Annotated in this window: 26 protein-coding genes and 2 pseudogenes; 15 read left to right on the forward strand and 13 right to left on the reverse strand. The window is 67.6% G+C overall.

Annotation, left to right across the window (positions count from 1 at the left end; genetic code table 11):
* Window positions 1-2: 2 nt before the first annotated feature.
* Window positions 3-338: an ArsR/SmtB family transcription factor gene (locus ACQP0P_RS03275; RefSeq protein ID WP_433358717.1), complete on the reverse strand. Its 336-nt coding sequence runs from the start codon at window positions 336-338 to the stop codon at window positions 3-5.
* A gap of 320 nt (window positions 339-658) precedes the next feature.
* The gene (locus ACQP0P_RS03280; protein ID WP_433358716.1) at window positions 659-901 is read right to left on the reverse strand and encodes a helix-turn-helix transcriptional regulator; all 243 of its coding nucleotides are present in this window, start codon (window positions 899-901) and stop codon (window positions 659-661) included.
* Window positions 902-1,024: 123 nt separating this feature from the next.
* On the opposite strand from ACQP0P_RS03280, the pseudogene ACQP0P_RS03285 reads away from it, so the two are divergent.
* Together ACQP0P_RS03285 and ACQP0P_RS03290 are read left to right on the forward strand one after the other, a co-directional pair.
* A pseudogene (locus ACQP0P_RS03285) lies at window positions 1,025-1,258 on the forward strand (transposase); the annotation flags it as partial.
* A 216-nt stretch (window positions 1,259-1,474) separates the two neighbouring features.
* The gene (locus ACQP0P_RS03290; RefSeq protein WP_433370662.1) at window positions 1,475-2,395 is read left to right on the forward strand and encodes an SDR family oxidoreductase; all 921 of its coding nucleotides are present in this window, start codon (window positions 1,475-1,477) and stop codon (window positions 2,393-2,395) included.
* Window positions 2,396-2,458: 63 nt separating this feature from the next.
* Here ACQP0P_RS03290 and ACQP0P_RS03295 read toward each other — a convergent pair whose 3' ends face one another.
* The 6 genes and pseudogenes from ACQP0P_RS03295 to ACQP0P_RS03320 form a co-directional block, all read right to left on the reverse strand.
* A complete protein-coding gene (locus tag ACQP0P_RS03295) occupies window positions 2,459-3,703 on the reverse strand; it encodes a TniQ family protein (RefSeq protein WP_433358715.1) in 1,245 nt (414 codons plus the stop codon).
* On the reverse strand, window positions 3,700-4,899 hold the full coding sequence (locus tag ACQP0P_RS03300) for a TniB family NTP-binding protein (RefSeq protein ID WP_433358714.1): 1,200 nt from the start codon (window positions 4,897-4,899) through the stop codon (window positions 3,700-3,702). The genes ACQP0P_RS03295 and ACQP0P_RS03300 overlap by 4 nt, the downstream gene beginning before the upstream one ends.
* Window positions 4,896-7,022 carry a hypothetical protein gene (locus tag ACQP0P_RS03305; protein ID WP_433358713.1) on the reverse strand — a complete coding sequence of 709 codons (2,127 nt, stop codon included), beginning with the start codon at window positions 7,020-7,022 and terminating at the stop codon, window positions 4,896-4,898. The genes ACQP0P_RS03300 and ACQP0P_RS03305 overlap by 4 nt, the downstream gene beginning before the upstream one ends.
* Window positions 7,019-7,780 carry a TnsA-like heteromeric transposase endonuclease subunit gene (locus ACQP0P_RS03310; protein WP_343961366.1) on the reverse strand — a complete coding sequence of 254 codons (762 nt, stop codon included), beginning with the start codon at window positions 7,778-7,780 and terminating at the stop codon, window positions 7,019-7,021. The genes ACQP0P_RS03305 and ACQP0P_RS03310 overlap by 4 nt, the downstream gene beginning before the upstream one ends.
* A 194-nt stretch (window positions 7,781-7,974) precedes the next feature.
* A complete protein-coding gene (locus ACQP0P_RS03315) occupies window positions 7,975-8,457 on the reverse strand; it encodes a hypothetical protein (RefSeq protein WP_433358917.1) in 483 nt (160 codons plus the stop codon).
* 219 nt (window positions 8,458-8,676) lie between these two features.
* Window positions 8,677-9,000 (reverse strand): annotated as a pseudogene (locus ACQP0P_RS03320) (hypothetical protein); the annotation flags it as partial.
* A 252-nt stretch (window positions 9,001-9,252) separates the two neighbouring features.
* Here ACQP0P_RS03320 and ACQP0P_RS03325 point away from each other — a divergent pair.
* From ACQP0P_RS03325 to ACQP0P_RS03335, 3 genes are read left to right on the forward strand one after another with little or no spacing between them, the layout of a single operon-like run.
* The gene (locus tag ACQP0P_RS03325; RefSeq protein WP_433370665.1) at window positions 9,253-9,870 is read left to right on the forward strand and encodes a TetR family transcriptional regulator; all 618 of its coding nucleotides are present in this window, start codon (window positions 9,253-9,255) and stop codon (window positions 9,868-9,870) included.
* Window positions 9,871-9,881: 11 nt separating this feature from the next.
* Window positions 9,882-10,070, forward strand: a complete 189-nt coding sequence (locus tag ACQP0P_RS03330) for a ferredoxin (protein WP_433370668.1) — start codon at window positions 9,882-9,884, stop codon at window positions 10,068-10,070.
* Between the two features lies 1 nt (window position 10,071).
* A complete protein-coding gene (locus ACQP0P_RS03335; protein WP_433370671.1) occupies window positions 10,072-11,361 on the forward strand; it encodes a cytochrome P450 in 1,290 nt (429 codons plus the stop codon).
* Window positions 11,362-11,389: 28 nt separating this feature from the next.
* Here ACQP0P_RS03335 and ACQP0P_RS03340 read toward each other — a convergent pair whose 3' ends face one another.
* A complete protein-coding gene (locus ACQP0P_RS03340; protein ID WP_433370673.1) occupies window positions 11,390-12,808 on the reverse strand; it encodes a hypothetical protein in 1,419 nt (472 codons plus the stop codon).
* Between the two features lie 145 nt (window positions 12,809-12,953).
* Here ACQP0P_RS03340 and ACQP0P_RS03345 point away from each other — a divergent pair, with 145 nt between their 5' ends.
* The 6 genes from ACQP0P_RS03345 (at window position 12,954) to ACQP0P_RS03370 (ending at window position 17,330) form a co-directional block, all read left to right on the forward strand.
* Window positions 12,954-13,430 (forward strand): hypothetical protein, encoded by a 477-nt coding sequence (locus ACQP0P_RS03345; protein ID WP_433370675.1) that lies wholly within the window; start codon window positions 12,954-12,956, stop codon window positions 13,428-13,430.
* 44 nt (window positions 13,431-13,474) lie between these two features.
* Entirely contained in the window at window positions 13,475-14,005 is a 531-nt protein-coding gene (locus ACQP0P_RS03350; RefSeq protein ID WP_433370678.1) for a hypothetical protein, read from the forward strand.
* A 21-nt stretch (window positions 14,006-14,026) separates the two neighbouring features.
* Window positions 14,027-14,194, forward strand: coding sequence for a hypothetical protein (locus ACQP0P_RS03355; protein ID WP_433370680.1), 168 nt, complete (start codon window positions 14,027-14,029; stop codon window positions 14,192-14,194).
* 250 nt (window positions 14,195-14,444) lie between these two features.
* Complete coding sequence (locus tag ACQP0P_RS03360) at window positions 14,445-15,242, forward strand: hypothetical protein (RefSeq protein WP_433370682.1); 798 nt, start codon at window positions 14,445-14,447, stop codon at window positions 15,240-15,242.
* Window positions 15,239-15,859 (forward strand): hypothetical protein, encoded by a 621-nt coding sequence (locus tag ACQP0P_RS03365; protein WP_433370685.1) that lies wholly within the window; start codon window positions 15,239-15,241, stop codon window positions 15,857-15,859. Before ACQP0P_RS03360 ends, ACQP0P_RS03365 begins: the two co-directional genes overlap by 4 nt.
* Before the next feature lie 328 nt (window positions 15,860-16,187).
* Window positions 16,188-17,330, forward strand: a complete 1,143-nt coding sequence (locus tag ACQP0P_RS03370; protein ID WP_433370688.1) for a hypothetical protein — start codon at window positions 16,188-16,190, stop codon at window positions 17,328-17,330.
* A 608-nt stretch (window positions 17,331-17,938) separates the two neighbouring features.
* Here the strand turns inward: ACQP0P_RS03370 and ACQP0P_RS03375 are convergent.
* Both ACQP0P_RS03375 and ACQP0P_RS03380 read right to left on the reverse strand, forming a co-directional pair.
* Window positions 17,939-18,478, reverse strand: a complete 540-nt coding sequence (locus tag ACQP0P_RS03375) for a YdeI/OmpD-associated family protein (protein ID WP_433370691.1) — start codon at window positions 18,476-18,478, stop codon at window positions 17,939-17,941.
* Complete coding sequence (locus ACQP0P_RS03380) at window positions 18,475-18,882, reverse strand: VOC family protein (RefSeq protein WP_355611307.1); 408 nt, start codon at window positions 18,880-18,882, stop codon at window positions 18,475-18,477. Before ACQP0P_RS03380 ends, ACQP0P_RS03375 begins: the two co-directional genes overlap by 4 nt.
* Before the next feature lie 89 nt (window positions 18,883-18,971).
* Between ACQP0P_RS03380 and ACQP0P_RS03385 the strand changes: the two genes are divergently transcribed.
* The gene (locus ACQP0P_RS03385) at window positions 18,972-19,922 is read left to right on the forward strand and encodes a helix-turn-helix transcriptional regulator (RefSeq protein ID WP_433370694.1); all 951 of its coding nucleotides are present in this window, start codon (window positions 18,972-18,974) and stop codon (window positions 19,920-19,922) included.
* 215 nt (window positions 19,923-20,137) lie between these two features.
* On the opposite strand, the gene ACQP0P_RS03390 is transcribed toward ACQP0P_RS03385, so the two are convergent.
* The gene (locus ACQP0P_RS03390; RefSeq protein ID WP_433370697.1) at window positions 20,138-21,283 is read right to left on the reverse strand and encodes a methyltransferase; all 1,146 of its coding nucleotides are present in this window, start codon (window positions 21,281-21,283) and stop codon (window positions 20,138-20,140) included.
* A 284-nt stretch (window positions 21,284-21,567) separates the two neighbouring features.
* Here ACQP0P_RS03390 and ACQP0P_RS03395 point away from each other — a divergent pair, with 284 nt between their 5' ends.
* The 3 genes from ACQP0P_RS03395 (at window position 21,568) to ACQP0P_RS03405 (ending at window position 23,267) form a co-directional block, all read left to right on the forward strand.
* Window positions 21,568-21,807, forward strand: coding sequence for a hypothetical protein (locus ACQP0P_RS03395; RefSeq protein ID WP_433370699.1), 240 nt, complete (start codon window positions 21,568-21,570; stop codon window positions 21,805-21,807).
* Between the two features lie 69 nt (window positions 21,808-21,876).
* Window positions 21,877-22,737 carry an RNA polymerase sigma factor SigJ gene (sigJ, locus tag ACQP0P_RS03400; protein WP_433370702.1) on the forward strand — a complete coding sequence of 287 codons (861 nt, stop codon included), beginning with the start codon at window positions 21,877-21,879 and terminating at the stop codon, window positions 22,735-22,737.
* 89 nt (window positions 22,738-22,826) lie between these two features.
* Entirely contained in the window at window positions 22,827-23,267 is a 441-nt protein-coding gene (locus ACQP0P_RS03405; protein WP_433370705.1) for a carboxymuconolactone decarboxylase family protein, read from the forward strand.
* A gap of 96 nt (window positions 23,268-23,363) precedes the next feature.
* Here ACQP0P_RS03405 and sigJ (ACQP0P_RS03410) read toward each other — a convergent pair whose 3' ends face one another.
* A complete protein-coding gene (gene sigJ / locus ACQP0P_RS03410; RefSeq protein WP_433370707.1) occupies window positions 23,364-24,248 on the reverse strand; it encodes an RNA polymerase sigma factor SigJ in 885 nt (294 codons plus the stop codon).
* Between the last annotated feature and the right edge of the window lie 76 nt (window positions 24,249-24,324).

Raw genomic sequence — 24,324 nt, forward strand, 5'->3', positions numbered from 1 at the left:
CCTCAGTCGCGGGTGGGGGTGGCTGGGACGGGGTTGCCCATCACGACGTCGGCGGCGGTGGGAAAGCACCTCACGCACTCCTCATTGATCCGGTACAGGCTGGAGGTGCCCTGTTTGTCCACCAGCACGAAGCGCACCTCGGCCAGGATCTTCAAATGGTGGGAGACCGTCGACTGCCCCACCCCGGAAGCGGTCACGATCTCCCCGACGGTCATCGGCTCGCGGCGCCTGGCCAGCAGCGACACGATCTGGATGCGCGTGGCATCAGCCAGCGCCTTGAACCAGCTCGCGTACTCCTCGGCCTCGGCCCGCGCCAGAGGTTCCTTCTCCTCATTCATCGAATATCGACGATATATGATGAAAGTCGAGCGGGGAATCCCTCCGAGTCTTCGAGAAGGCCGAGCGTGAAGGCGGCGTTTCCGCGTTCACGTCTGCCGGGAGAGCGGCGTGCACCCGCCATCCGACAGGTGTGATCGCCGGCAGGCCGGAAGTGAGGGAGCAACCTATCTAGATCATCAGGGTCTGGTGAGCCGTGCCGTCACAGCCGATGGAGTTTTCCCGTAGCAAGCGGGCCGGCGTCTTTGAGTACCTTTGCCGCCACCGGCGGGCAAGCACGTCGTGGTGCGCTTGCACCACGGAGCTTTCGCGTTTGGCACGATCACGAGATCGGTTGACGAAACAGCTCAGCGGCTGACACTTGGAGCGCGTCGGAGATCTTGAACACGTGATCCAGCAACGGACTGTAAGCGCCGTTCTCGATCCGGTTGATGGTTTTTCTGTCGACCTCTGCCATCTCACCCAGCGTCTCCTGGGTCAGCCCCCGCTGTTCACGCACCTCACGGACCCTGATGCCGAACTGTCTACGCAGTTCAGTGAGTCGGGGCGTGATCGCAGATGGCACGTACCAAACCTGGTATGCACCCCACCCAAAGTCTGTACCATGCGTGGTACATCTAACGGAGTGTGATCGCCTTGCTCTCCGTTAGAGATCGAAGTGAGGTTTCAGATGGCATCACGCCTTGTCATGATCGCCATCAGAAGGTCGCTCGGCTCACGAGGGAAGAGGAACGATCGGGTGCCAGCCGTAAGAAAGTACCCCGATGACCTAAGATCGCATGCGGTGCAGCTGTACCGGGAGTCGGAACCCAAACCGGCCATCAGCCGTCTGGCAGAGCATCTAGGAGTCCATCGCGAAGCACTGCGGACATGGATTCGCGAGGATGAGGCCACGCACCAAGACGACGACCAACTGGTTACCATCCGACTGGCAGAGCTGCGCGATCTCCGCAAAAAGAACGCCGAGCTCAAGCGTGCCAACGAGATCCTCAGGGCGGCGAGCGCGCTGTTTGCCGCCGAGTTGATGGAGGTCGGCTGATACGACCTCGCCCATCTGGCGCCGCTTGGCCATGTCTCCACAGCCGTCGAGTGAGCACTGGCTGATCTGCGAGTCCCGTACCTGAAATCGCAGCCCATCATGATCGACCGGCTGCGCGCTGCGACTGATACAGCACCATGTGTGTCGGATCGAACGCCAGTTGAACATGAGCGACTATGGTGGCCGCCCATGCGAATCCTCATCGTCGGTGGCAGTGGCTTTCTCGGCGGCGAGCTCGCCCGGCGGTGTTTGACGGCCGGGCACGAGGTGGCCGGGACCTACCTGACCCGATCGGGAGAGATTGCGGGTGTTGAGTGGTCGCCGCTCGATGTGCGCCGGCGAGAGGAAGTTGGCGCCCTGATCGGCGCGTTGCGTCCGGAGGTGGTCATCAATGCCGCGTTCCGGCAGACGGATTGGGCGACCACGGCGGTGGGTGCCGTGAACGTGGCTCTCGCCGCCTCCGCGGCAGGCGGGCGCCTGGTTCATGTGTCCAGCGACGCGGTCTTCTCCGGTGCGGCGATTCGCTATGACGAGACGTGCGTTCCCGACCCGATCACCCCGTACGGTGCCGCCAAAGCCGCCGCCGAGACGGCGGTGGACGCCATCGTGCCGAACTCAGCGGTAGTTCGGACATCCCTGATCATCGGTGACGGCGGTTCTCCGCACGAGGCGCTGGTGCATCGACTGGCCGGCGGCGGGGTCAGGGGAACGTTGTTCACCGACGATGTGCGATGTCCCGTGCATGTCGCCGATCTCGCCGCAGCTCTCCTCGAACTCGCCTCATCCGAGTATCACGGCATCCACCACGTCGCCGGAGCCGATGCGGTGAGCCGGTACGAGCTGGGGCTGCTCATCGCCCGGCGCGATGGACTCGACGCGGACAAGGTGCCTTCAGGGCTGCGCTCGGAGGCCGGTTTGCCCGGTCCGATGGATGTGCGCCTGCGGTGCGACATGACTCAGGGGCGGCTTCGGACCGAACTGCGTGGCGCGCGGCAGTTTCTAGGTGAGGGACACCGCTGATCGCGATTTTGTTGCCTGCGAATGTGCTCACTGCAGGGGCATAAGGACGTCTTCGGCCGTCTGTCATGGGCGTAGTCCTTCGCCGGCCAGGAGTAGTGCGGCTTCGGGGAGGCCGAGGTCCTCGATGGTTTCGGGTCGGTGCAGGTGATGTGGCGCGCCTGGTTCCCAGAGAGCGAGCGGTTTCAGCAGTGCTGGGTCCACGTTTCTGATCTTGAGGTGGTTGAGGACCCGGTTGGTGATCGCAGTGGGGTGGTAGTCGTCGCAGAACTCGTGCCAGAGGGTTCCGGCCCAGGGGTCGAAGCGGCGCTGGTCTATGAAGTAGCGCAGCGCGTCCAGCAAAGTGCCGTCGAGGCGGATCTCATCGACGATGAGCATCGCGGCCGCGCTGAGCAACGGTCCGGGTTGGTAATTGAGCAAGTCGCGGCAGAACTGGCGGGCTGCGGGGCCGCTGGTCAGAGCGAGTTGGTCGCGTAGATGGCAGAACTCGTGAAAGGTCCACCAGAGGTGGACGTCGGTGCCGGTGGGCAGCATCTCTGGGGTGCCCAGATAGATGGCCAGCCGAAATAGCAGCTCATAGAGGTCCCAGAAGTCCTTGGTGGGTTCGATGGGGCCATCTCGTGGGCGACGTAGGCGGGCGCAGAGGTCGTGCTGGATGCGCAGGAGACGCTCGTCTCCGAGCTGATGGCAAGGGAGCTGAGCGAGCTGCTGGCGGCAGTTCCGAGAGCCGATGATGCGTCCTTGCCGACCGAAGGGTCCGTTGCATTCGCGCCGATAGCGAGGGGTGTCGCCGACGCTGATCCGGGTGTGGCAGCTTGGGCACCAGCCCGTCAGATAGACGCGGTGCAGGGGGCAGACCACACACGGCAGCAGATGCCAGGCGATGCGCCAGATCGGGGTTGGCGCGGCCAGGCAACGAGGGCAGATGGCTGCAGTGTCGGTGCGCCATGGCCAAGGGCGGGTGGTGGTGTTGCCGGTCCAGCTATGGGCGATGAATCGGCCGCCTTGGCCAGTGAGCAGCATGGCGTTCATGGCACGGGCGCGCAGGCCGGTGGCATCGCGCAGGTTCTCGAAGACGTATTCCCCATCGTGGATGGCGAAGAAGTCCTCTCCCAAGGTGTAGCGCCGGGGCGTGTAAGCGGGCAGACCGAGCAGGGACGTAATTGTGTCGCGGTGGCTGTGGTGTGCCTCGACCAGGCGGAAGAACCAGGAGTGGAAAGCCTCGCCATCGGCCGGCGGGGGCACCAGGGCCAGTCGGCGCAGCGGTGGCCGCGGGGACTCGGCGAGTTCGGCGGTGTAGCGCGGGATCATCCGGTGCCCGTGCTCTGCCCGGACGCGGGCGGGGCGCTTTTCGCCCGGCGCTTGGCGGCGGCTTGACGGCGGGCTTTGGTCTTGGCGTAGTCGACCTCATCGTCGTGACCGAGGATCACGCTGTCCAAGATGTCGCGGGTGAGCGCTTCAGCACCGGAGTCCATCGCCATGTGCGCCGCGTCTTTGAACAGCATCGCCAGCCCGCCGATGTAGCCAGACGTGCGTTCGTACAGGTAACGCCAGTGCTTCAAGGTGAGGGAGTCGGGCTGGTGATCGAGCAGGATCAAGTTGCTCTCGAAGTGACGCACCAGCGACATCCAGGTGCGCTGTTTCTCTGCGGTGGTGATCCGGAAGGGTGCCAGGTGTTGCAGGTCGGCGAAACGGGAGCCGAACTGCCCGGCCCGGCCGCGCTCGTGTCCGTTGAGGGCAGTGCCGGCCTTGCCTGGGAGGGTGCGGGGCGGAGCTCCGTCGGTGAACAGGTTGCCCTGCTCCAACAGGATCCCCGCGCCGACGATGGTGACCGCGGCATGGTTGGCTAGGTTCTTGATGTGGTCGTTCATTTCCTGGCCATCGTCGCGGATCTTGTCCAGCATGTGCAGGTCGTCCAGGAGCAGCAGTTCGGTACCGCCGGCCTCCATCGCATCCAGCACAGGGTCGGTCAACGTCCACTTGTTCGCTGCGCGGCCGGGGGTCGGGACGTGCAAAAACTTGCCGACGGCCTGGGAGAGCATGCCTGCGGTGGCGCCGGTGCTGACGCTGACGTAGATGACCGGCACCCGGTCGCCGAGGAAGTCGCCGCGGAACTCCGACGCGGACACGCCGGGCCGGGGCGCCCAGCCAGGGTGGCGCTCACGCCAGGCCAGCTCGTAGTCCTTGCCGATCATCTTCAGCAGCGACGTTTTGCCGCAGTGCCCGGGCCCGTTGATGATCGCACTGTGGTAAGTGCCGTCCTCGCTATATCGGCCCTGGGTCAGTTTCGGCTTCAGCACCGCCAGCACCTGCAGAATCTGTGGGTGCTTGATGAACGGCGGGTTGGCGTTGCAGCGTGCGCGCTGCTCATCGAACGGGCCCCGGCGCTCGGCGGGCCAGCTGTCGTACTCGCTGCGGCTGACCGGCTCCGGCCGCGGCGGGGCCTGGCGGGCGCAGAGCTCGCGCCAGTGCTCCTTGGTACGCGGCTGCGCGACACGCTTGCTCATGCGCCGTCCGGCCCCTGCGGCGCGCCGGGGTTCCAGATCTCGAACTCCTCAAGCTCGCTCAGGTCCACCACGACCGCATCCACAGGCTCCTTCTCTTCGGCGGGCGGGACCAAGGTCAGCGCCGGAGGCGGCTCCTCCTGTTCGCGGATCTGGGCGCGAGCTTGATCACGTTTGATGGCGCGCGCGTCCTCGCGGGCCCGCAGCAGCTCGCGGCGGGTGCGGGCGGTGGCCGACTCGGGTGCGTCCATGCGGCGTTGCAGATCCACCAGGGCCTGGGCGATGTCCTGCTGGCTCGGCTCGCGCAGTCCGCCCTCGTGCAGCAGTTTCCGGGCCTGTTCGACCATTCGCCAGGTGAACGGGATGGCCGGGTCCGGCAGATGCGTCCAAAACAGCACGTGCCAGGCGCCTTCGAGGAAGATGAACACCCGGCTGGGGTCACCGGGGTGGTAGCGGATCGGCCACTTCCTGCCCTTGCCCGGGACGGGCGAGATCGCCCGCCGGTAGTTGCCCAGGATCGGATCATCGTAGATGAGGTAGTCGCGCTGCACCCCCTCCGGGCGGATCACCCGGTACTCGATCGGCAGCCGCTTGCAGTAGTGGTGCGAACTCGGCGGGCAGACGATGTAGCCGTAGCGGGCCACCATCAGGCTGTAAGCCTGGTTCGGTGACATCTCCAGCTCGGGGAACCCCGGGACGATCAGTCCCGAATGCACGCGCCGCTGATAGATGGCCACCACGTACTCGGCGAAGAACTCCTCCAAGTCCTCCAGGCTCCACCGGGCGGCGTGCTCCTCCAGCCGGCCCCGGCTGGAGGTGTCAGAGCCCTTGTAGCCGGCGACATGCTTGGCGAAATCTTCACTGATAATGCCGAAGGCGCGTTCAATGTTGGCTTTGTCGGTGGGGTTGGCCTTGCGGGCCAGGCCCAGGTTGATACCCAGATCCAGGCAGGCCTCGCGAAGCGCGTCCGACAGGTTGACCTTGGCGTGGTCGGCGAGGATCTCCTCCGGCCAGATCACCGGCCGGGCCGCGGCCAGCTCCAGCCGCTCTTCCAGGTCCACCTCGCGGGTGATGGGCAGGCGCAGCATCCGGAATGCCAGCGCTTGCTGCCAGCCGGGCCGCATCGGCTCCGGTGTGATCGCGTCGTTGAGCAGCATCACCACGTCGACCGCACGGGTGTCGCTCACGGTCATCCGCCAGGCCAGCAGCGTCCGGGTCGCGACGTCGATCGCCAGCACGACGTGCACCTTATGGGTGACGTCGCCGATCGGGTCGTAGGCGATCACGTCCAGCGGGGTGGCGTCGATCATCACCACCTGGCCCGGCCGCACCGCCGGGTCTGGCCGGTAGGAACGCTGCGGCCGCGCCGCCGCGCTGCGCCGCGAGGGAGCGCGACCGAAGGTGTACTGGCCCGGCAGCAGCACCTCAACGTAGCGGGCGACGGTCTTGGCAGAGGGAATCTGCACCGTCCCCAGTCCGTACTCGTGATCCAGCCGATCCTGCAGCCGCCGGCAGAACCGGTCCAAGCCGCCGGTGGAGTCCTCCCGTTCACCGACCCGGTGCTGCGCGAGGATCGCATCCAGCACTCGCTGATCGGCGCGGGCCAGCGGATCGCGTACCTCAGCGCCGCGCCCGTCGATCAACCCGGGGCGTTCCTCCGTACGGAAACGGCGCAGCTTGCGCCAGATCGTCCGCTCGCTGATGCCGAGTTCAGCGGCTTTAGCCCGGACCCGATCACCGCGCCGCGGATGTAACGCCAGATCGTAGGCGGGGCGTGGCTCACCTGGTGCGGCCTGCTCCGGATCGCCGCTGCGGTAGCCGGTTTTGATCTCGTTCAAGTGCGCTTCGAGGTCACGCACTGCTGCCGCCTTGTCCTCCGGCAAGCCGTCCAGCAGCGCCCCGGCGTCGACGGCAGAGGAGGCCGACTCGGCAGAGATCTCGCTGACCAGCCGAAACCCGGGCGCCGCCATCAGGGCCGCGATGTAGATGGCCGTCCACTCCCCACCGGCCGACCGCAGGTGAACCTCGCTGCCGCTCTGACCGACCACCTGGTGGCGTGCGTCGTTGAACCACACCCACTCGCCCGTCGCCAGCCGCCGACCGGTCGCCTCTCCGTCTCCGCTCACTGCCGCGCCCCAGCGCCGCTGCTCGCCGTAGTGGCCTGAACCAGGCTGGTGTCCTCCAGCGGCCGGGTCAGGTCCACTGCCAGTTCCCCGGTCCAGCACAGGTGCAGCACGACCGCACGGGCCACCAGCGGTTCGGCGGTAAAGCTGACCAGCTGTCCTAGTTGCACCGGCTCGCCAGCCAGGGACAGCAGCTGCGCACGGTAGTGGCTCACCCCCACCATCTCGCGGCGATAACCCGCCAACGCCAGCACGTTGATCGTGCGCTGCCGCCCAGGCGGTTCGCCGACCAGTTCATAGCCCCAGCCCGCCACCGCGCAGCAGGCCGCCACCCGCTCGGCGGTCGCCTTCACCTTCGCATCGGCCAGCCGGGCGGGATTCTTCACTTCCATCATCGTCGCCGAGCCGTCCAGCCAGCGGACGAACAAGTCAGGCGTGGCCTTCCAGGAGCCGCGATCATCCACACCGAACAGTTGCATCGGCTGGCCGGAGAAGCCGCTCACCTCGGGGTTGAAGTCCAGCAGCGTCATCCAGACGCTCTCCAGATACGACTCGCATTCAATCATCCGGTTCGTCGTGGAGGACCAGTGGGTGCTCGGTGTGTGCGCCTGATCGGCGCGGTGCGGGATGCGCCGGATCGCGCCGCAGTTCTCGAAGGCCACCTCGGCGGCATCTTCGAGCGAGCAGCGCTCTTCCTGCCCATCCGGGTGCAGGTAGCGAACTTGGACGCTGCGTAGCTGCAGGTCGGCAGCCAGCTTCATCACGCCTCCATAGACCGTCAGGCCGCCTGTTCTTGGTCATCCAGACCTCGGCAACGCCCGGTAGACTACTGTGATGCAAGTCACAGTAGCGCCCTGTGATCGGCTCTGTCCTCGCTTTCCCTGCCATGCCCCCTTAGTTGGACCCATTGCCCACAGACCAATCGATTCACCACCATTCCACTCCCCCGCCTCGCTCAGGACCGGCGACCGCGCCGAGGCAAGACATCTAGGGCTTCTGCAAACACGGATGGCAGATCCAATTCCGCGAGCGGATCCGGATGCCGCCCGTTCCATCTGATTCGAGCGGCTGCGGCCAGTGGCTTCAACCGGGCCGCCAATTCCCATTCCCCCTCCGCGGCGACCACGCGCAAGGCCACTGCCAGCAATCCCGCTGCCACCAACGCGGTCTGTGGAATCATCCCGAAGCGGCCCGCTGACCCTGCCCGATTCCACCGGCGCACCACCGCTTCTGTGGCCATTGCCCGCCGGGCATCGGGAGGCATCGCATCCAGTAGAGGCAGAACCTCCGGCATCCCCAGGCGGACCAACATCGCAATCGCTTTCAACGCCGCGAACCACTGGCTGGCCCCCACCACCTGGGCCGCGATCAGCGCAGGTCGGCGGCGCGTCGCCACCCCGAGCATCATCCGTTGCGCGTGGACGAGTTGATTGCTCACCGTACTCGTCCTGATCTGCGGGATCGGTTGATCGCAAACACTCCCGCTGAGGATCGCGCCGCATTGCAGCGGGGCAGGTACGCGTGTGCGGGACAGGCCACGCGGCTGACCAGCTGACCCCCGTCGTATGCGTACGCGACATGATGGGCAGTGATCCACCAGACCCACCCGATGGATCGGACAGACCCCGGCCCAACCCAGCTTCCACCACATCTGCCACGCTCCCTCCGAAGCCGCCAAGCACTCTGAGCAAGCCCGACCGCCGAAGAATTGCGCCCACTCACGAGTCTCCGCCCGGCGGACCGACTCCTTGTCCCCCACACGGACGCCCGCCAAGTTCACGGCGGAGCCGTCGAACACTTCCAGGTGCATTCCCCGGACGATCTTGGCATCCACTCCCGTGGCGGACTTGATCGCCTCGTACGTCTCTGGATTCGCGACGACGCCGTACGCCAGCGAGCGGACATCGCCAGCCTTCGCACGCACGTCCAGCCCCAAAGACTCAACGAGCGTCCACGGCGGGCATCCGTTCCGCACCGCCATCCGATCAACCCAAGAGGCGAACGACTCACCCGGCTGTGGCTCAACCACCAACGTCAAACGCCGAGGGATACGGCCAGATGCCACGGGCTGAACCTCCTGTCGTACACGCGTCTACTGCCATCCCCGATGGCCCACTGCCAAGTCCACTGACAACTCACGTGCCGTACTGACATCTGCAAGGGCCCCAGACACAAGCCGGGGCTGTAGAACAAGGCTCTTGACGAATTAAATGAATGCTCTTTTACTTCCTGTATGGGGCGCATCGCGGGTGTCACCGCCGCGGAGACCCGGGAGCGGTTGCTGGACGCGGCGGCGGAGGTCTTCGCCAAGCGTGGGTACGACGGCACGCGGGTGGCCGACATCGCCGCGGCCGCGGGGGTGAGCAACGGCGCGCTGTACGCGCACTTCGGCTCGAAGGCCGAGTTGCTCGTGACCGCGCTGCGCGCGTACGGGCCACAGTTGCTCGCCGACCTGTTCGCCGCCGACCCCGACCGGTCGATCACGGATCTGCTGCTTGTCGTCGGCCGCTGGCTGCCCCGTCGGCGAGACGTCCGCGGCGCCCTCATCGTCGAGGCGCTGGTCGCCGCCCGCCGTGACGAGGACGTCGCCCGGCCGATGCGTGACTACGTCGGTGAACGTTCCGACTGGCTCGCCGGGCTGGTGCGCGTCGCCCAGAACGACGGCGAGCTCGACCCCACGCTGTCGCCGAACGCGCTCGCCCACTTCTGCCTGCTGCTCGCGATGGGCAGCGCGCTCGTCCCACCCGGCCTGCACGGGGTCGACGACGCGGAGTGGGGCACGCTGCTCGCCCGAGTCGTGGCAGGCCTCGCCCCTGCTGACGACACCCCCGCACAGAGTGGAGCACCGTAGTGATAGTCCAGATGAATTCTGAAAAATGCCAGGGACATGGCCGCTGCTACGACCTCGCCCCCACCCTGTTCACCGAGGACGAGGAGGGCTACGGGCAGGTCGTCGCGGACGGAGTCGTGCCGCCGGGAGATGAGCATGTGGCCTACCTGGCCGTGTCCAACTGCCCCGAACGAGCGATCGACATCGTGCAGGAGGCGTGACATGACCGGAGACGACCGCTTCACCCGAGACTTCCGGGAATCGCGGGCAGACCTGCCCCTCGGCACCCGCAACGAGATCATCACCGGTCCGGTCTCGGATTGGGCGACCGATTTCTCCCACCTGGAGCCCGAGTGGGCCGCCGACCCGTACCCCATCCAGGACGATCTGCGGCAGCGCTGCCCGATCGCGCACACCGACCGGTTCGGCGGCGGCTGGCTGCCCACCCGCTACGAGGACGTCGCCGCGATCGCCTATGACACCGAGCACTTCTCCTCACGGTCGATCATCATGAGCAACTTCCGGCCGCCCCGGGAGGTGGCGCCGGTGGGTGGCACGCCGCCGATCTCCTCCGATCCGCCGTTCCACCACGACGCGCGCAGACTGCTGCTCCCGGCGTTCACCAAGAGCGCGGTCGCCAGGCGGGAGCAGGCGACGAGAGCGTTGTGCCACTCGCTCATCGACGCGTTCGAGGGGCAGCCCACCGTCGACGCCGCCCGTGACTACGCCCAGTACATCCCGATGCGGGTCATCGCCGACATGCTCGGCTTCCCACCCGAGGACGGGCCGCGGTTCCGTGAATTCGTGGAGAACACGCTCGAAGGCATCAACCTGCCGCCAGAGGAGCGCATGGCGCGGATGGGGAGCCTGTTCGACTACCTGCTCGCGCAGGTCCGCGACCACGTCGACGACCCGCGTGACGACCTGACGACCTACCTCGTCAACGCCGAGCTGTACGGCCGCAAGCTCGACCCGTCGCACGTGGCCGGCACGATGGCCCTGCTGCTCATCGCCGGCATCGACACGACCTGGAGCGCGATCGGCGCGTCGCTGTGGCATCTCGCGAAGACCCCGGCCGACCGCGAGCGCCTGGTCGACGAGCCCGCGCTGCTGCCGACCGCGATGGAGGAGTTCCTCCGGGTCTACGCGCCGGTCACGATGGCCCGGCTGGTCAGGGAGGACACGCACTGGAACGGCGTCGACATGAAGGCGGACGACTGGATCCTGCTGTCGTTCCCGGCGGCCAACCGGGACCCGGCGCAGTTCGAGCGAGCGGACGAGGTCGTCATCGATCGCGAGGTCAACCGGCACGCCGCGTTCGGCCTCGGTATCCACCGCTGTGTGGGCTCGCACCTCGCCCGGATGGAGCTGCGGGTCGCCCTGGAGGTCTGGCTTGAGCGGATCCCGAACTTCAGCCTCCACGACCCGTCGGCCGTGACCTGGTCCACCGGCCAGGTCCGCGGACCTCGGACACTTCGGCTCCGCGTCGACCAGGCCCGGTCTCCGGCGTGAATCGTTCGTGTGCTCTCGGGAGAGCGGTTCAGTTGCGTCTCCGGAGTTCGCCTGTCGCCAGATTGAGGTAGTAGACGCGTTCGCTCAGGGCGCTGCGGACCAGGAAAAGGCCTTGTTCGGACCAGCCGAGGCCAACGTCAAGGAAATCGTCGCCGGGGAACGTGGGAGTGACGCTGGACAAACGCCTGCCGGTTTCCGGGTCGAAGGTTTCGACGCGACTCCCGAAGTCCCGGATGGCCACAAGGCGTTTTCCGTCCGGCCGGAGGTGATACGTGTCCTCGCGGGTGTTCTTCCTGGCCTTCCTGAGGGGAAGGCTCATCCGCGTCTTTCCTCGGTGGTCGAGCACGAGCACCTGAGAGGCCGTCGTGACCACGATCCCGCTCCTGTTGAGGGCGTGGACGCGTTGAGCACCGGGGATCGACACTGTGGTCCAGGTCTTGGTGTCGGTGATCCGGGTGCCATTCTTGGTCAGGGCGACATACCTGCTCTGACCGAGGAATGCGGGTGTGGGTACTTCGGCGTCAGCCAGGTTGCCGGTGAGGTGGTGAATGCCCTTGGCGTCCTGGTAGGCCATGCGGCGGTCGTCTCTGCCCAAGTAAACGATGGCCTTTTTATCGGGACTGCGGACGAACGGCGCCTGCCGGGGTGCCTTGCCTTTTTTGACGGTGTAAGGCGCGGCCTGCGGAAACGGTTGTCCGTTCACCAGCCAATACCGGCAGGGATCGTCCATCTGATCGATCCACGGACAGGTAGGCGCCGCATATTTGTCCACCTTCGTGAACATGGCCATGTCATTCCGGAACGACCTGGGCATCGAGTGTTCGGGCAGCTCGCGCTGTGGTGGCTGCCCGGGAGTGAGTATCGCGCCTGCCAGTACGACCGCGGTTCCCGCGAGGTAGAGGTTCCGCGTCGACCATTGGCGAATCGCCAGACCGGCCTGGGTCGTGTCGTCGGGCGCTTCGGTAGTCGGCCCGGTTCGCAGATTCCGGGCGGCAAACGGTACGGCCGCCGTCACAATGATCATGATGACGGCGTGGGTCAGACGTGCCGGAGTGGCGCCGTGGTCCGTCAGCAGATAACCGCCTGCCACCACGGCACCGCCCACACCGAGCAGCCACGCCTTTCGGTAGATCTCCATGCCGTGGCCCTCCGCGTCACCGTGATCGCGGAGCGTTGGGGTCGGTGGTCGTACGTGCAGGAAGATGGAGGCGGCACACCAGCCCAGAACCAGGTAGAACGGATCGTCGGTGAAACACGCCAGGGGGACGGCGAAGACGAGTGCGATCAGACGCCACCGGCGCAGACCGGCGAAGTGGTCGATGACCTGACGGGCGTTGGCCGCTGTGACGGAAAGGTCAAGGAGCGCGGTGAACCTGGTGAGTCGCTCCTGTGTGACTGGCATGGCCGCCACCAGTACGACGATTACGGCGGCTACCCAGGAGATCATTGGGGGTATCGTCACGAGATGCCACCATATATGGTTTTGAATCGTGGATTCAGGTGACATATGGCAGCAATTTGGCGTTGCTACATGGCGCTCTCAGCGTGTGCGGTCTTTGGTCTCGTCAACGGTATTCGGTTTCCTGTCACTTGTGCTCATTGTGACGGGCATATGGTGGTCGGGGGTGCCGACTCCGCATATCCGGTGGAGCATCGACGATTTCTTCCTCTCCCCCGAGGTGGACAAGAACGGCGTCCTGTACGCCAGCCTGAATATCGAGCTTGAAAACGAAGGGGTGGCCTTCACCCTCACCGGTATCTCGGCGGAAATGCCGGGCCTCCACCTGCTACCCGCTGACGAGACGAAAAAGGAACGCTCCGTGGTCACCGTGAAGGGTGGTGACTTCGAAACCCTGACGAGGCGCGTTGTCATCACCGACTGCGCGGCGGTGCCACACGAGCCCCAGCCGGTCAGGTTCACGTACAGAACCTGGCTGGGGTCGGGGTCGGCGGAGGTGACGTGGGACTCATGGCAACTGACAGGACCCGCGGAGCGTCTCCAGGTCGCCTGGCAGCGAGGTCTCGCAGGCAAGATCTGCAATGAGGTGTTGAGTACAAAATGGTTCTGAGGGCCGGCTCATCCGCGGACGACAAGCCTGAAAGGCCAGGGCGGATGCGTCCGGTCGCCAGGATCGCCACCGGTTTCGTCTTCGTCTTCGGCGCCTTCCGCTTCAACGGTTTCGACCTGCTGTTCGACCCCTTCGGCTGGGGCCTGTGCGTGTCCGGGCTGTTCCGGTTGGAGCGATCCGCCGACGATCCCTTCGGCCGGGCCAGGCCGGCCGCTGTCGCCATGGCCTGCACCTCGCTTGTCGCCACGATCGTGTCCGTCGCGGATTCGAGCCGTACCTTGTCGAGTTCCTCCCTGGGGGAGGTGGTCGGCATCGCCAACGCGGCAGGCGCTTTGATCGCTGTCTGGCTGATCACCGACGCCATCATCAGACAGATCCGTCCTCGCGGGGCCATCTCCCCGGCCGCTCTGCTCGACGTACTGCGCTGGGCCGTGGTCGGCCTGGGAGTGCTCGGTGCGTTAGTCCAGCACGGCTATGCCGACCTGGGGCTTTTCGTGTTGGTCGCCTGGTTCGCGGCCATCGTGGCCTTGATCGTCGTGCTCTACCGCTCGGCCCGCCTGCCGTACCTCTCCTAGGCACTCGGCACCCACCGCTGCGTGGGCTCGCACCTCGCGCGGATGGAGCCGCGGGTCGCCCTGAAGGTCTGGCTTGAGCGGATCCCGAACTTCGGCCTGCACGACCCGGCGGCCGTGACCTGGTCCACCGGCCAGGTCCGCGGACCACGCGCGCTTCGGCTCCGCATCGACCAGGGTCCGTCTCAGTAGGCGACTGCCGCTCGGTGTTCGGGCCGATGGCCGAATCCGGAACACGGGCCTGAGGGATCGATCAGGCTGACCGGCGTGTTCGTGAACCCTTCGGGCGCCGAGGTGCGACAGGCAGATGTGAGATCAATGAGAGGTCGGTTCGGATGAGCGGCCACGAGAGTTCGAAGGTCGCCGCCGAAGGCGACCGTGAGGCGTTCGAGGTGCATGGCTCCCCGCCGCTGTTCGGAGATGCTACGACGGAGGTGACGGTGTGACCGCCGAGGTGCTGGACGTGTCCGGTTCCGGATCGCGGGTCGTGCCGTCGCTCGCCCTGAACGAGGCCTGGCGGCTCCTGCGGCATCCGCTCACCCTGCTGGGCCTGGCGCTGTGGACACTGCGGGTCGTCCAGGACGGCTGGGCGGGACCGCGACCCGCGTTCACCGCGCTGACCTCGGAGATGATCATCTTCTGGGGGGTTCCGGTCTTCTTCGCCGCGAACCTGGTCGCCGGCGCCGCGCGGCGGGCCGAGGAGACGCTGTCGGTCGTCCCCTGTGACCGAGAGCGGCGCACCGCCGCGCTCTGTCTCGCCGCTCTTGGCCCGCTCGCACTGACCTGTACGGCGCAGGCCCTGCTGGCCGGGCTCTACGTGATCACCGACAATGAGCTGGAGCGTTTCCCGTCCCCGGCGGAGCTGGGCACCGGGCCGCTGAACGTGCTGGGGGCCTGCCTGCTCGGGGTGGCCGTCGCCCGGTGGCTGCCGTGGCCGGGGGCATCGGTGCTCGTCATGCTGGCGCTGACGGCCTTCAACAAGATCATGGTTGACCACGGGGGCCAGTACATGCTCGGCTTCTACCTGGACTTCACGATCTGGGGGCCCGCACCGTACCTCGCCCCGGCGGGGTTCATCCCCGGGCACCCGGGGCCGCACGCTCTCTACCTGCTGTCGCTCGCCCTCGGGGCGGGGGCGCTGGCGATGCTCAGGGACACCTCGCGGCGCGGGCTCTGGCTGGGGGCCGGGGCGGTCGCGGTGCTCTGCGTGGTGATCACGGGCGTCGGGCAGCTTCCATGATCCGCCTGGCTCAGACGGTCCTGCTGGCGCGGCTGAGCGGCAAGGTGGTCCGATGGCAGCCGCTGCTGGGGGCGCTCCTGCTCACCGGTGCGGTCCTGGCCTGGCCCCATGACGAACCGCTCACCTGGAAGGGCGCGGTCTGGTCGTTGCGGGTGATCGCCGCTCTGGTCACGCTGGCCGTGGTGTTCGTACTGGACGACGCGGCGGCCGACGTGCTGGCGTCGGTGCCACTGCCGCTGGGGGTACGGACCGCGCTGCGCGTGGGGTTCGCGCTGGTCTGGATCGTTCCGGCCTGGGGGGTGTCACTGCTGGTCCTGGCGCCGGGCATGCCGACGGTGTGGATCCTGTGGTCGACGGTGGAGCTGGCGGGGCTGCTCGCCGCGGGGCTGGCCGGCGCCGCCGCGCTGGCCAGGAGGCGCGGCATGCGGGAGCCGGGTATCGCGGCGGCGCCCGGTGTGACGGGCGGATGGCTGCTGCTGTTCGCCCTGCCGGGACCGGTCGCGATGTTCACACTCCGGCCGCAGGACTGGACGGTGGCGCATCTCCGCTGGTCGCTGCTGCTCGTGGCGGGACTCGCGGTGCTGATCCGGATGTCACGCGATCCGGCGCGGCGGTGAGCCGGGCGGGCGCCTCCCCGCGGGGGGCCGAGGCCGCCACACACGCTGAGCTGCGCTGACATCTTGTCGGGCACGTTGTCCGGCTTCGCCTTTCGCGTTACTTAGCGGATCCTAGATTGACTTCCATGACGATAAGGGGCGGCCTGGCCGGTACGGGTGCGTGGCCGCGATGTACCGGGACTTCGCCGAGGCCGTCGAGCGCGGCACGTCATCCCCGCACGGACGGACGGCATGACCCGCACCCGGTGGAGACCGGCCTGATCAGCGGCGGGCGTCCACGACCACTCCCCGAAGCTCAAGCATCCGACCGCCATGACGAGGACATCGCATGATCACCAAGGGCACTGTCGACCGCCTCATCCGCTTCGACAGCGGCGGCCTGCCGGTTCTCTCCATGTACGTCGCTGTGGGCTTTGACGAGTTCGAGGCCGTCCGTACCCGGGTGAACAGCCTCATCACCCGGATCCGCCCGCTCACCGAGGACCAGTCGCTCGACCGGCGGGCACGGCTCTCGTTGCGACAGGACATCGAACGCATCGAGGGCATACCGGAGCTCGGGCGGGGCACGGTCGGTGCCGTCGCGGTGTTCGCGTGCGGCGAGGGTGACCTGTTCGAGGTCGTGCTGCTCCCGCGCAAGGTGCGCGACCAGGTCGTGGTGGACCAGACTCCGTACGTCCGCCCCATGCTCGCGGTGCTCGACGAGTATCACCGCTGCTGCGTCCTGGTCGTCGACAAGGAGTCGGCCCGCGCGTGGGAGCTGTACCAGAAGGAGATGCGCGAGGTCGGCGAGGTACGAGGGAGCGTCCTCCGTAAGCCCGACTACGCCGGCTGGGCCGGTCTGGCCGAGTACACGGTCCGCAACAAGGCCGATGACCTGGCCAAACGCCACTATCGCCAGACCGTGGGTCTGCTCGACAGGCTCTTCCGCACCGAGAACTACGACCTGCTGATCATCGGTGGCCAGCGCAATGAGGTCGCCGTCTTCCTGGACTTCCTGCCGCATCAGTTGCGCTCGAAGGTCGCGGGCGTCTTCAACGTCGACATGGGCAAGGTGGCGACGTCCGAGGACATCCGGGAGAGTGCCGAGCGCCTCGTCGCCGACTACGAACGTGCGGAGGAACGCCGCCTGGTCGAGGAGGTCTTCGAGAGGGCCGCCGTCGGTGGCAACGCCGCGACAGGGATCGACGAATGCCTGTGGGGCGGCACCACCGCCGCGATCGACACCCTGCTCATCCAGGACGGTGTCGAGGTCCCCGGCGTGGTCTGCGATGAATCCGGCTGGCTGGCCCGATCCGGCCAGACCTGCCCGCTCTGCGGCGGCGCCACGCGCCAGGTCCCCGACGTCCTCGACGAGCTGACCGAAACGGTCATCAACGAAGGCGGCTCCGTCGAACACGTCGCCGCCGACACCCAACTGAAAGACCACGCCACAGCCGCGTCCCTCCGCTTCCCGCTCCCTCCGCGCCCCTGACGGGGGACTTTCACCCTCCACCCGACAGCCCGCCGTCCGGACGCACCGGTTCCGAACGGCGGCTATGGTCGGCACGCTCGCCGTACCGGGGCCGCGTTACCGCACACGGAAGACTTTCCCCCCATAGTCGATATACCCTCACCGTGCACCTGCGGCGCGCATGATGAGGAGCGGCTTTGCCTCCTGATGGAGCGGACGAGCTTTCCCTCGGCTTCACCTATGGAGAGGTGCTCTTCTGGATCGCCTACGAATTCGTGTACGCAGTGCTCATACTCGTCGGCTTGCTCATTGTCGTGACCGCCACGGTAATCATGGGTGGTCTTTATCCCGCGCTTCGCCGTCTTTCGGACCTCCGGCGAGGGCGTGAACCCCAGGATGATCGTCGGCCGCAGGAGTCAGCCCTGTGGTGGCTGGGGGAGGAACCCGACCTTCCCGGCCACCTCCCAGGCGAGCCCAACACCGCTCCTAGGTGTGTCCAGTTAACGGTGATCCCGTGGGCTTGGCGGGGGACATGGCTGCGATGTCTCCGACATGAAGCGCTTGATGCCCACGGCCCCGCGGCAAGACCTGAAACACCTTCTACAGTGCGACGAGCATCGGCGGTTTCCTCACTTCAGCAAGCTGGAGATCGTCTTTTGTAGGCGGGTCGCGCGGCCGGCCGGGGTTCTGGTCTTCAGTAGCGGCAGGATCATCAGGTAGCGGCCGGTCTTGTCGAGTGCCTCGAAGCGGGCGGCGGCTCGTGGGTCGGCCGCCAGTGCCTCGGCCAGGTCGGGTGGGACGGTGGCGTTGCGCTGGGCGGTGTAGGCCGCCGCCCACCGGCCGTCCGCCTGGGCGGCGGCGACCTCCGCCAGGCCGGACGGCCGCATCCGCCCGGCGGCGGTCAGTGCCTCCACGTGCTCGACGTTCACTCGCGACCAGGGGCTGCCCTTGCGGCGGCGTGAGTACCGTTGCAGGAAGCAGTGCCTGTCATAGGACTTGCGGTGGCTGTCGATCCAGCCGTAGCACAGCGCGACCTTCAGCGCCTGCTCGATCGTGATCAACGCTTCGGCCGATCCCTTCTTGGCGATCTTCAGCCAGACGCCGCCCTCGGCCTCGTGATGCTCGGCCAGCCACGCCTCCCACCGGTCGGCGTCCGCGAAGTGCATCATCGGCCCAGGACCTCCAGGTAGTGCCGGTTGTACATGATGCCCAGCACGTTGCCGAACGGGTCGACCACGGACGCGGTGACGAAACCGGGGCCGTACTCGGTGAGTGGTGTGTGCGGCGTGGCCCCCAGGGACAGCAGCCGGTCCAGGGTGGCCCGCACGTCGTCGACGTGCCAGTGGACGATCGCGCCTCCTGGGGCGGCGGGCGCGCCCGGCGGGGCGTAACGCCGGTCGATGAGGCCGAGCTCGGCCTGGTAGTCGCCGATCCTGAACTCGTAGTAGGCGGCAGGCTGCCCGTTTCCCGGGCGCTCGAAGTACGGCTCGACGTCCAGCAGGTCGACGTACCACTTCTTGGCCGCCTCCAGGTCGTCGGCCCAGAAGCTGACGGTGGCCAGTCCTCGCAACATCGGCGGTTCCCTCTTTCGCTCGGTGACAGTCACCATGTTCCACCTCAAAGTGCTCACCAATTGACCACTTTGTTGGAGAAACTGGGGGCATGCGTGCTGATCGTCTCGTCGCCACCCTCCTGCTCATGCAGTCCCGGAGCCGGGTGACCGCCGCCGAGCTGGCCGACGAACTGGAGGTGTCCGTCGCCACCGCCCGCCGCGATCTGGAGGCGTTGTCCGCGGCCGGCATCCCGGTGTACCCGCAGCCCGGACGCGGCGGCGGCTGGTCGCTCGTCGGCGGTGCCCGCACCGATCTCAGCGGGTTGTCGGCAACCGAGGCGCAGGCGCTGTTCCTGCTCGCCGGCCCGGCCGCGGCCGTCTCGGGCGAGGCCAAGGCGGCGCTGCGCAAACTCGTGCGGGCGCTGCCGCAGACCTTCCGGGCCGACGCCGAGGCCGCCGCCGGCGCCACGATGATCGACCCCACCCGGTGGGGTGAACTTGGTCGCCACCGGCCCGAGCTGGTCGACCTGCTGCAGACCGCCGTGGTCCGCAGGCGAAAAGTCCGTCTGACCTACACCAGCGGCGCCCGGGAGCGGACCGAGCGGCTGGTCGACCCGTGGGGCCTGGTCGACAAGGACGACATCTGGTACCTGCTCGCCGGGACCGAACGAGGACGGCGCACCTTCCGGGTCGACCGGATCACCGGGGCCGAGCCGACCGACCAGCCCGCCGAGCGCCCGGACGACTTCACGCTCGCCACCGCGTGGCAGCAGGTCGTCGGCGAGGTGGAGCAGCGGCGTTCACGCACCTGGGCGACCGTGCTCATCGAGGCCAGGTTCGTGCCGGTACTGCGAACGCACTTCGGCCGGCACTGCCACATCGACGCCGAGCTCGACCACGGGCGTGTCCGGGTCCGCCTCGCCGCGCCGACCCCGCTGGACATCGCCCGGAACCTGGCCGGCTGGGGCGCGATGATCGAGGTGGTCGAACCGCACTCCGTCCAGGCCGAGCTGGCCCGGATCGGCGCCGAGCTTGCCGGCCGCTACACCAGCGGACACTGACCCGGAGTTCGGCGCACGGGTGGCCCGGCATCCCCGCCGTGGTGCCCTCGATCGGCGTGACTTCCGGTTCGGAGGCAAGGCGTGGTGTCGCGCTGACCGACCCACGCGCCCACGAGACCCCTGAGGCGTTCGCGCGGGCCGGGAAGCGTGTCGAGGTCAACCGTTCCCGCGCGGCGTTGACCACCCACCCGCTTCCCTCGTCAGCGGGTGGGTGGTCAGCGCTTGACGGCTCGCAGTACCACGAACCTGGGGTCGCTCGCGGCGACCTCGCAGTTGCCGAAGAGCCGGCGCAGTTTCGCGTGGTAGCCGAGGTGCCGGTTGCCGACCACCCACAGCTCGCCGCCGCGGCGCAGCGCGGCGCGGGAGCCGTTGAACATGCGCCAGGCCGTCGCGTCGGTCGTCGCGCGGTGCGTGTGGAACGGCGGGTTGTTCAGCACCAGGTCAACCGTTCCCGCGGGTACGCCTGACAGGCCGTCGGCCGCCAAGAACTCCACGGTGGTGCCGGAGGCCACGTTCGCCCGGAAGGTGGCCTCCGCCGAGGCCAGCGCCTGATAGGACTCGTCGATGAACGTCACCTGGGCCTCGCTGTTGCCCAGTGCGGCGGCGAGCCCGACCACCCCGTTGCCGCAGCCCAGGTCCACGACATGTTCGCGCCCACGGCGCTGCGGCAGATTCTTCAGGAAGAAGCGGGTGCCGACGTCCAGGCGGTCGGCGCAGAAGATGCCCGCGTGGTTGGTGACGGTCAGACCCGAGACGGCTCCGATACCGGTGGGCAGCGGGTAGCTTCGCGGCCACGGGTTCTCGCTCCGGGGAAGCCCGGGGTCCGGTGCGCAGAAGATGAGCCGTGCCTTCTTCGCCGCCGGCGACGTCCTGGTCGGCCCGAGGATCCGTTCGAACAGGTGCAGCGTCGAGGTGTGGATCTCGGTGACCATCCCGGCGCCGACGACCACCGTGCCGGAGTGTACGTGCGGTGCGAGGCGGTGCAACTGGTCCTCAAGGAGCGCGAGGCTCTTGGGCACCCGGACGAGCAGCACGTCGATCCGGTCCGGCGGCGCGTCCCTGGTAGTGCTGAGCCGTATCGCGTCCCCGGCGACCTTGTTGCGTTCCAGGTTCGCCAGGGTCGCCTGCCTGCCGAGGAAGGAGTCGGTGATCTGCATGGGATGGTGACCGGCGAGCGCGGTGACCAGCGCGCCCCACCGGTCGCCCAGCACGACCACGGTGCCCGACAGATCCGTCTGTTCGCCGTCGAGGTACCGCAGCAGGTATTCGTCGGCGGCGTCCCAGGCGCGAAACGGGTCGCGGGGATCCTCGGGGAAGCGGGTGAGCTCGAACTCACCTCTCGACGTCGTGAAACGGTTCATCGCGCCTTAGGCTAGCGAGTCACGCGATGAGCCGGTCACATCCCCTCGTCGCCGGGCCGGTCGACTCTGCCCGCCGCTCGACCGTCCCAGGTCGGCGGCCCGGTCCCGGGGGCGGGAAACACGGTGCGTACCCCGCGATCCACGCCGGGCCGCACCTGCGAGCAGGAATCCGTGCGACCGGATACTTAAGTACGCCCCCTCGACCGCCGGCGGCCAACTTTGGTTACCGCATGACCGTCCTAAGCCCGATTCCGTGCCGGGCATCATCTGCCTACCGTGGGGTCATGACCTCCACCAACTCGAAGTCCCCCCTGGCGAGCCTGTCCGGTCTGCTCTGCTTCATCCTCGTGGCCGGCGGCGCGAGCGGCCTTCTGCACGAGTGGTTCGGCTGGATCCATTTCATGGGCTTCCTCCGGTTCCTCGCCCCCGAAGGCTACGAGATCTACAGCTACGTTTTAATGATCGCCTTCGGCTTCGCGATAGGCGCGGCCGGCAACGCGCTCACCCGACGAGGCCGCAGATGAACCACCCCGGGCGAACGGATACGCAGATCAGCGGTCCGTCCTGGGCCACGCTGCTTGTAGCGTCTGCGTGTGACCGAGGAAGAGTGGGCCGAGCACCGGCCGGCGGTGTTCGGGGCGGCCTATCGACTGCTCGGTAGTGTCGGCGACGCCGAGGACGTGGCGCAGGACGTCTGGCTGCGCGCGGCCGGTGCCGACCTGTCCGGGGTCGAGGATCTGCGGGCCTGGCTGGTGACGGTCGCCGCCCGCAGGTCCTACGACATCCTCCGGTCGGCACGGGTGCGGCGTGAGACGTACGTCGGTCCGTGGCTGCCCGAGCCGTTGCTGACCGGTCCGGACGCCGCCGAGCCGGTGCTCGTCGACGAGTCGGTGAGCATGGCGATGCTCGTCGTCATGGATCGGCTCACGCCGCCCGAGCGAGTCGCGTTCGTGCTGCACGACGTCTTCGAGGTGCCCTTCGATCGCATCGCCCGGGTGCTCGGCGTCACTCCCGCGGCCGGCCGCCAACTCGCCTCACGGGCGCGGCGCCGGGTGGCCGCGACGAAGCAGCAGCCACCCGCGAGTCGTCCGGAGCGCGAGCGGGTGCTCGCGGCGTTCCGCGCCGCGTACGAGGTGAGCGACCTGAAGTCCCTGGTCGAGCTCCTGCATCCCGACGCGGTGTACGTCACCGACGGCGGCGGCAAGGTCTTCGCCGCGCGCAAGGTCATTTCCGGCGGTGAGCGGATCGCCATGGTGCTGTCCCGGGTGGCCGGGCGGTGGGGGCTCTTCCCGCTCGTTCCCCGTGAGGTGGGTGGGGAGCTCGCGCTGGTGGCGTACCAAGACAAGCTGATCGTCCTGGTCGATACCTTCGACGTCGCGGCCGACGGCCGGATCCTGGCGATCCGGCGGGTGCTCAATCCGGACAAGCTTCTGCACATCGCTCCGGTGCGCTGACTTTTTCTGGCAAAAGCCGTCACAGCGGCGGGTGCCATCTCGTCTCCCTGGTGAGAACCGGAAGAGAGACCGAGAAAGGTGGGAGCACGATGTCACGCTTGAATATCGCCGAGGTGGCGCCCGAGATGTACAAGGTGTTCATCCAGGCTGAGCAGGTGATCTTGAAGGGGCCGCTGGACGCCACGATCCGCGAGCTCGTCAAGATCCGTAGCTCGCAGATCAACGGCTGTCTCTTCTGCATCGACATGCACGTCCACGAGGCACTGCGACTCGGCGAGACGCAGGATCGGATCTACCAGCTGTCCGCCTGGCGGGAGTCGGAACTGTACACCGATGCCGAGCGGGCCGCGCTGGCCTACGCCGAGGCCGCCACGGAGCGGCCCGACGGCGTGTCGGACGAGGTCTGGGAGGCGGTGGCTGCCGCGTTCAAGCCGGAGGAGGCCGGGTACCTGGTCGCCCAGGTGGCGCAGATCAACCTGTGGAACCGCATCTCGGCGCCCATGCACACGCGCCCTCCGAAGCGGGGCTGACGGGCGCGCGACGTCGTCGCGCGCCGGCTTGTCACCGGCCGCGAACCGGGAGTCCCGGGTCGAGTGGATCGCCAAGACGTCTCCGTACCGGATGGTTCAGTCGTCGAGGACCGTCAGGTCGAGTTCGCGGAGGCGTTCGGGGTCGGCCAGTGCCTCAATCGAGACGATCTTTCCGTCCGTGACGGTGAAGGCCATCACGGACAGCGGCCGGCCGTGGGCGGCGACCACGACTCCGGCGGATCCGTTGATCAGCGCCGGGCGTGCGAACGGGGAGAGTCGTCCGAAGGTGAGCGCCTGCTCGGCCACGGTCCGCGCGCCGGAGATCACCACGGTGTGGCGCGCACGCGCGACGCCGCCGTCGGAGCGCAGCACGACGTCGGGATGGAGCACGGCGACGAGCGCGTCGAAGTCGCCGTCGCGGGCGGCGGCGAAGAACGCGTCGACGACCTCACGTTGGCGGGTGAGGTCGGGGTCGGGTGCCGGGGCCTGCCCCCGCACCCGGCGGCGCCCGCGGCTCGCGAGTTGCCTCGCCGCGGCCGGGGACCGCTCGATCATCGGGGCGATCTCCTCGAACGGTACGGCGAACATGTCGTGCAGCACGAACGCGAGCCGCTCGGCCGGTGTCAGGGTCTCAAGCACCATCAGGAGCGCCAACCCGACCGAGTCGGCCAGTAGCGCCTCGTGCTCGGGGTCGACCCCGTTCTCACGGCTGATGATCGGGTCGGGTACGCGCAGGTCGAGGGGGTCCTCACGGCGCCGTTCGCGCGAGCGCAACGTGTTCAGGCACACGCGCGCCACCACCGTGGTCAGCCATCCACCGAGGTTCTCCACGCTGCCGGTGTCGGCGCGACTGAGCCGCAGCCAGGTGTCCTGAACGGCGTCATCGGCCTCGCTCACCGAACCGAGCATCCGGTAGGCCACCACCCGCAGGTGAGTCCGGTGTTCCTCGAAACGCTCCGTCAGCCATTCGCGCTCGTCCATCGAGTCACATTCCTTCCGGATGAGGTGTCACAGCAGTAGACCCGCGAAAGCCGGCCGATGTGACCGGGAGATCGAC

The sequence above is a fragment of the Streptosporangium sp. CA-115845 genome (assembly GCF_050943795.1).
In the GTDB taxonomy this organism is placed as follows: Bacteria; Actinomycetota; Actinomycetes; order Streptosporangiales; family Streptosporangiaceae; genus Streptosporangium.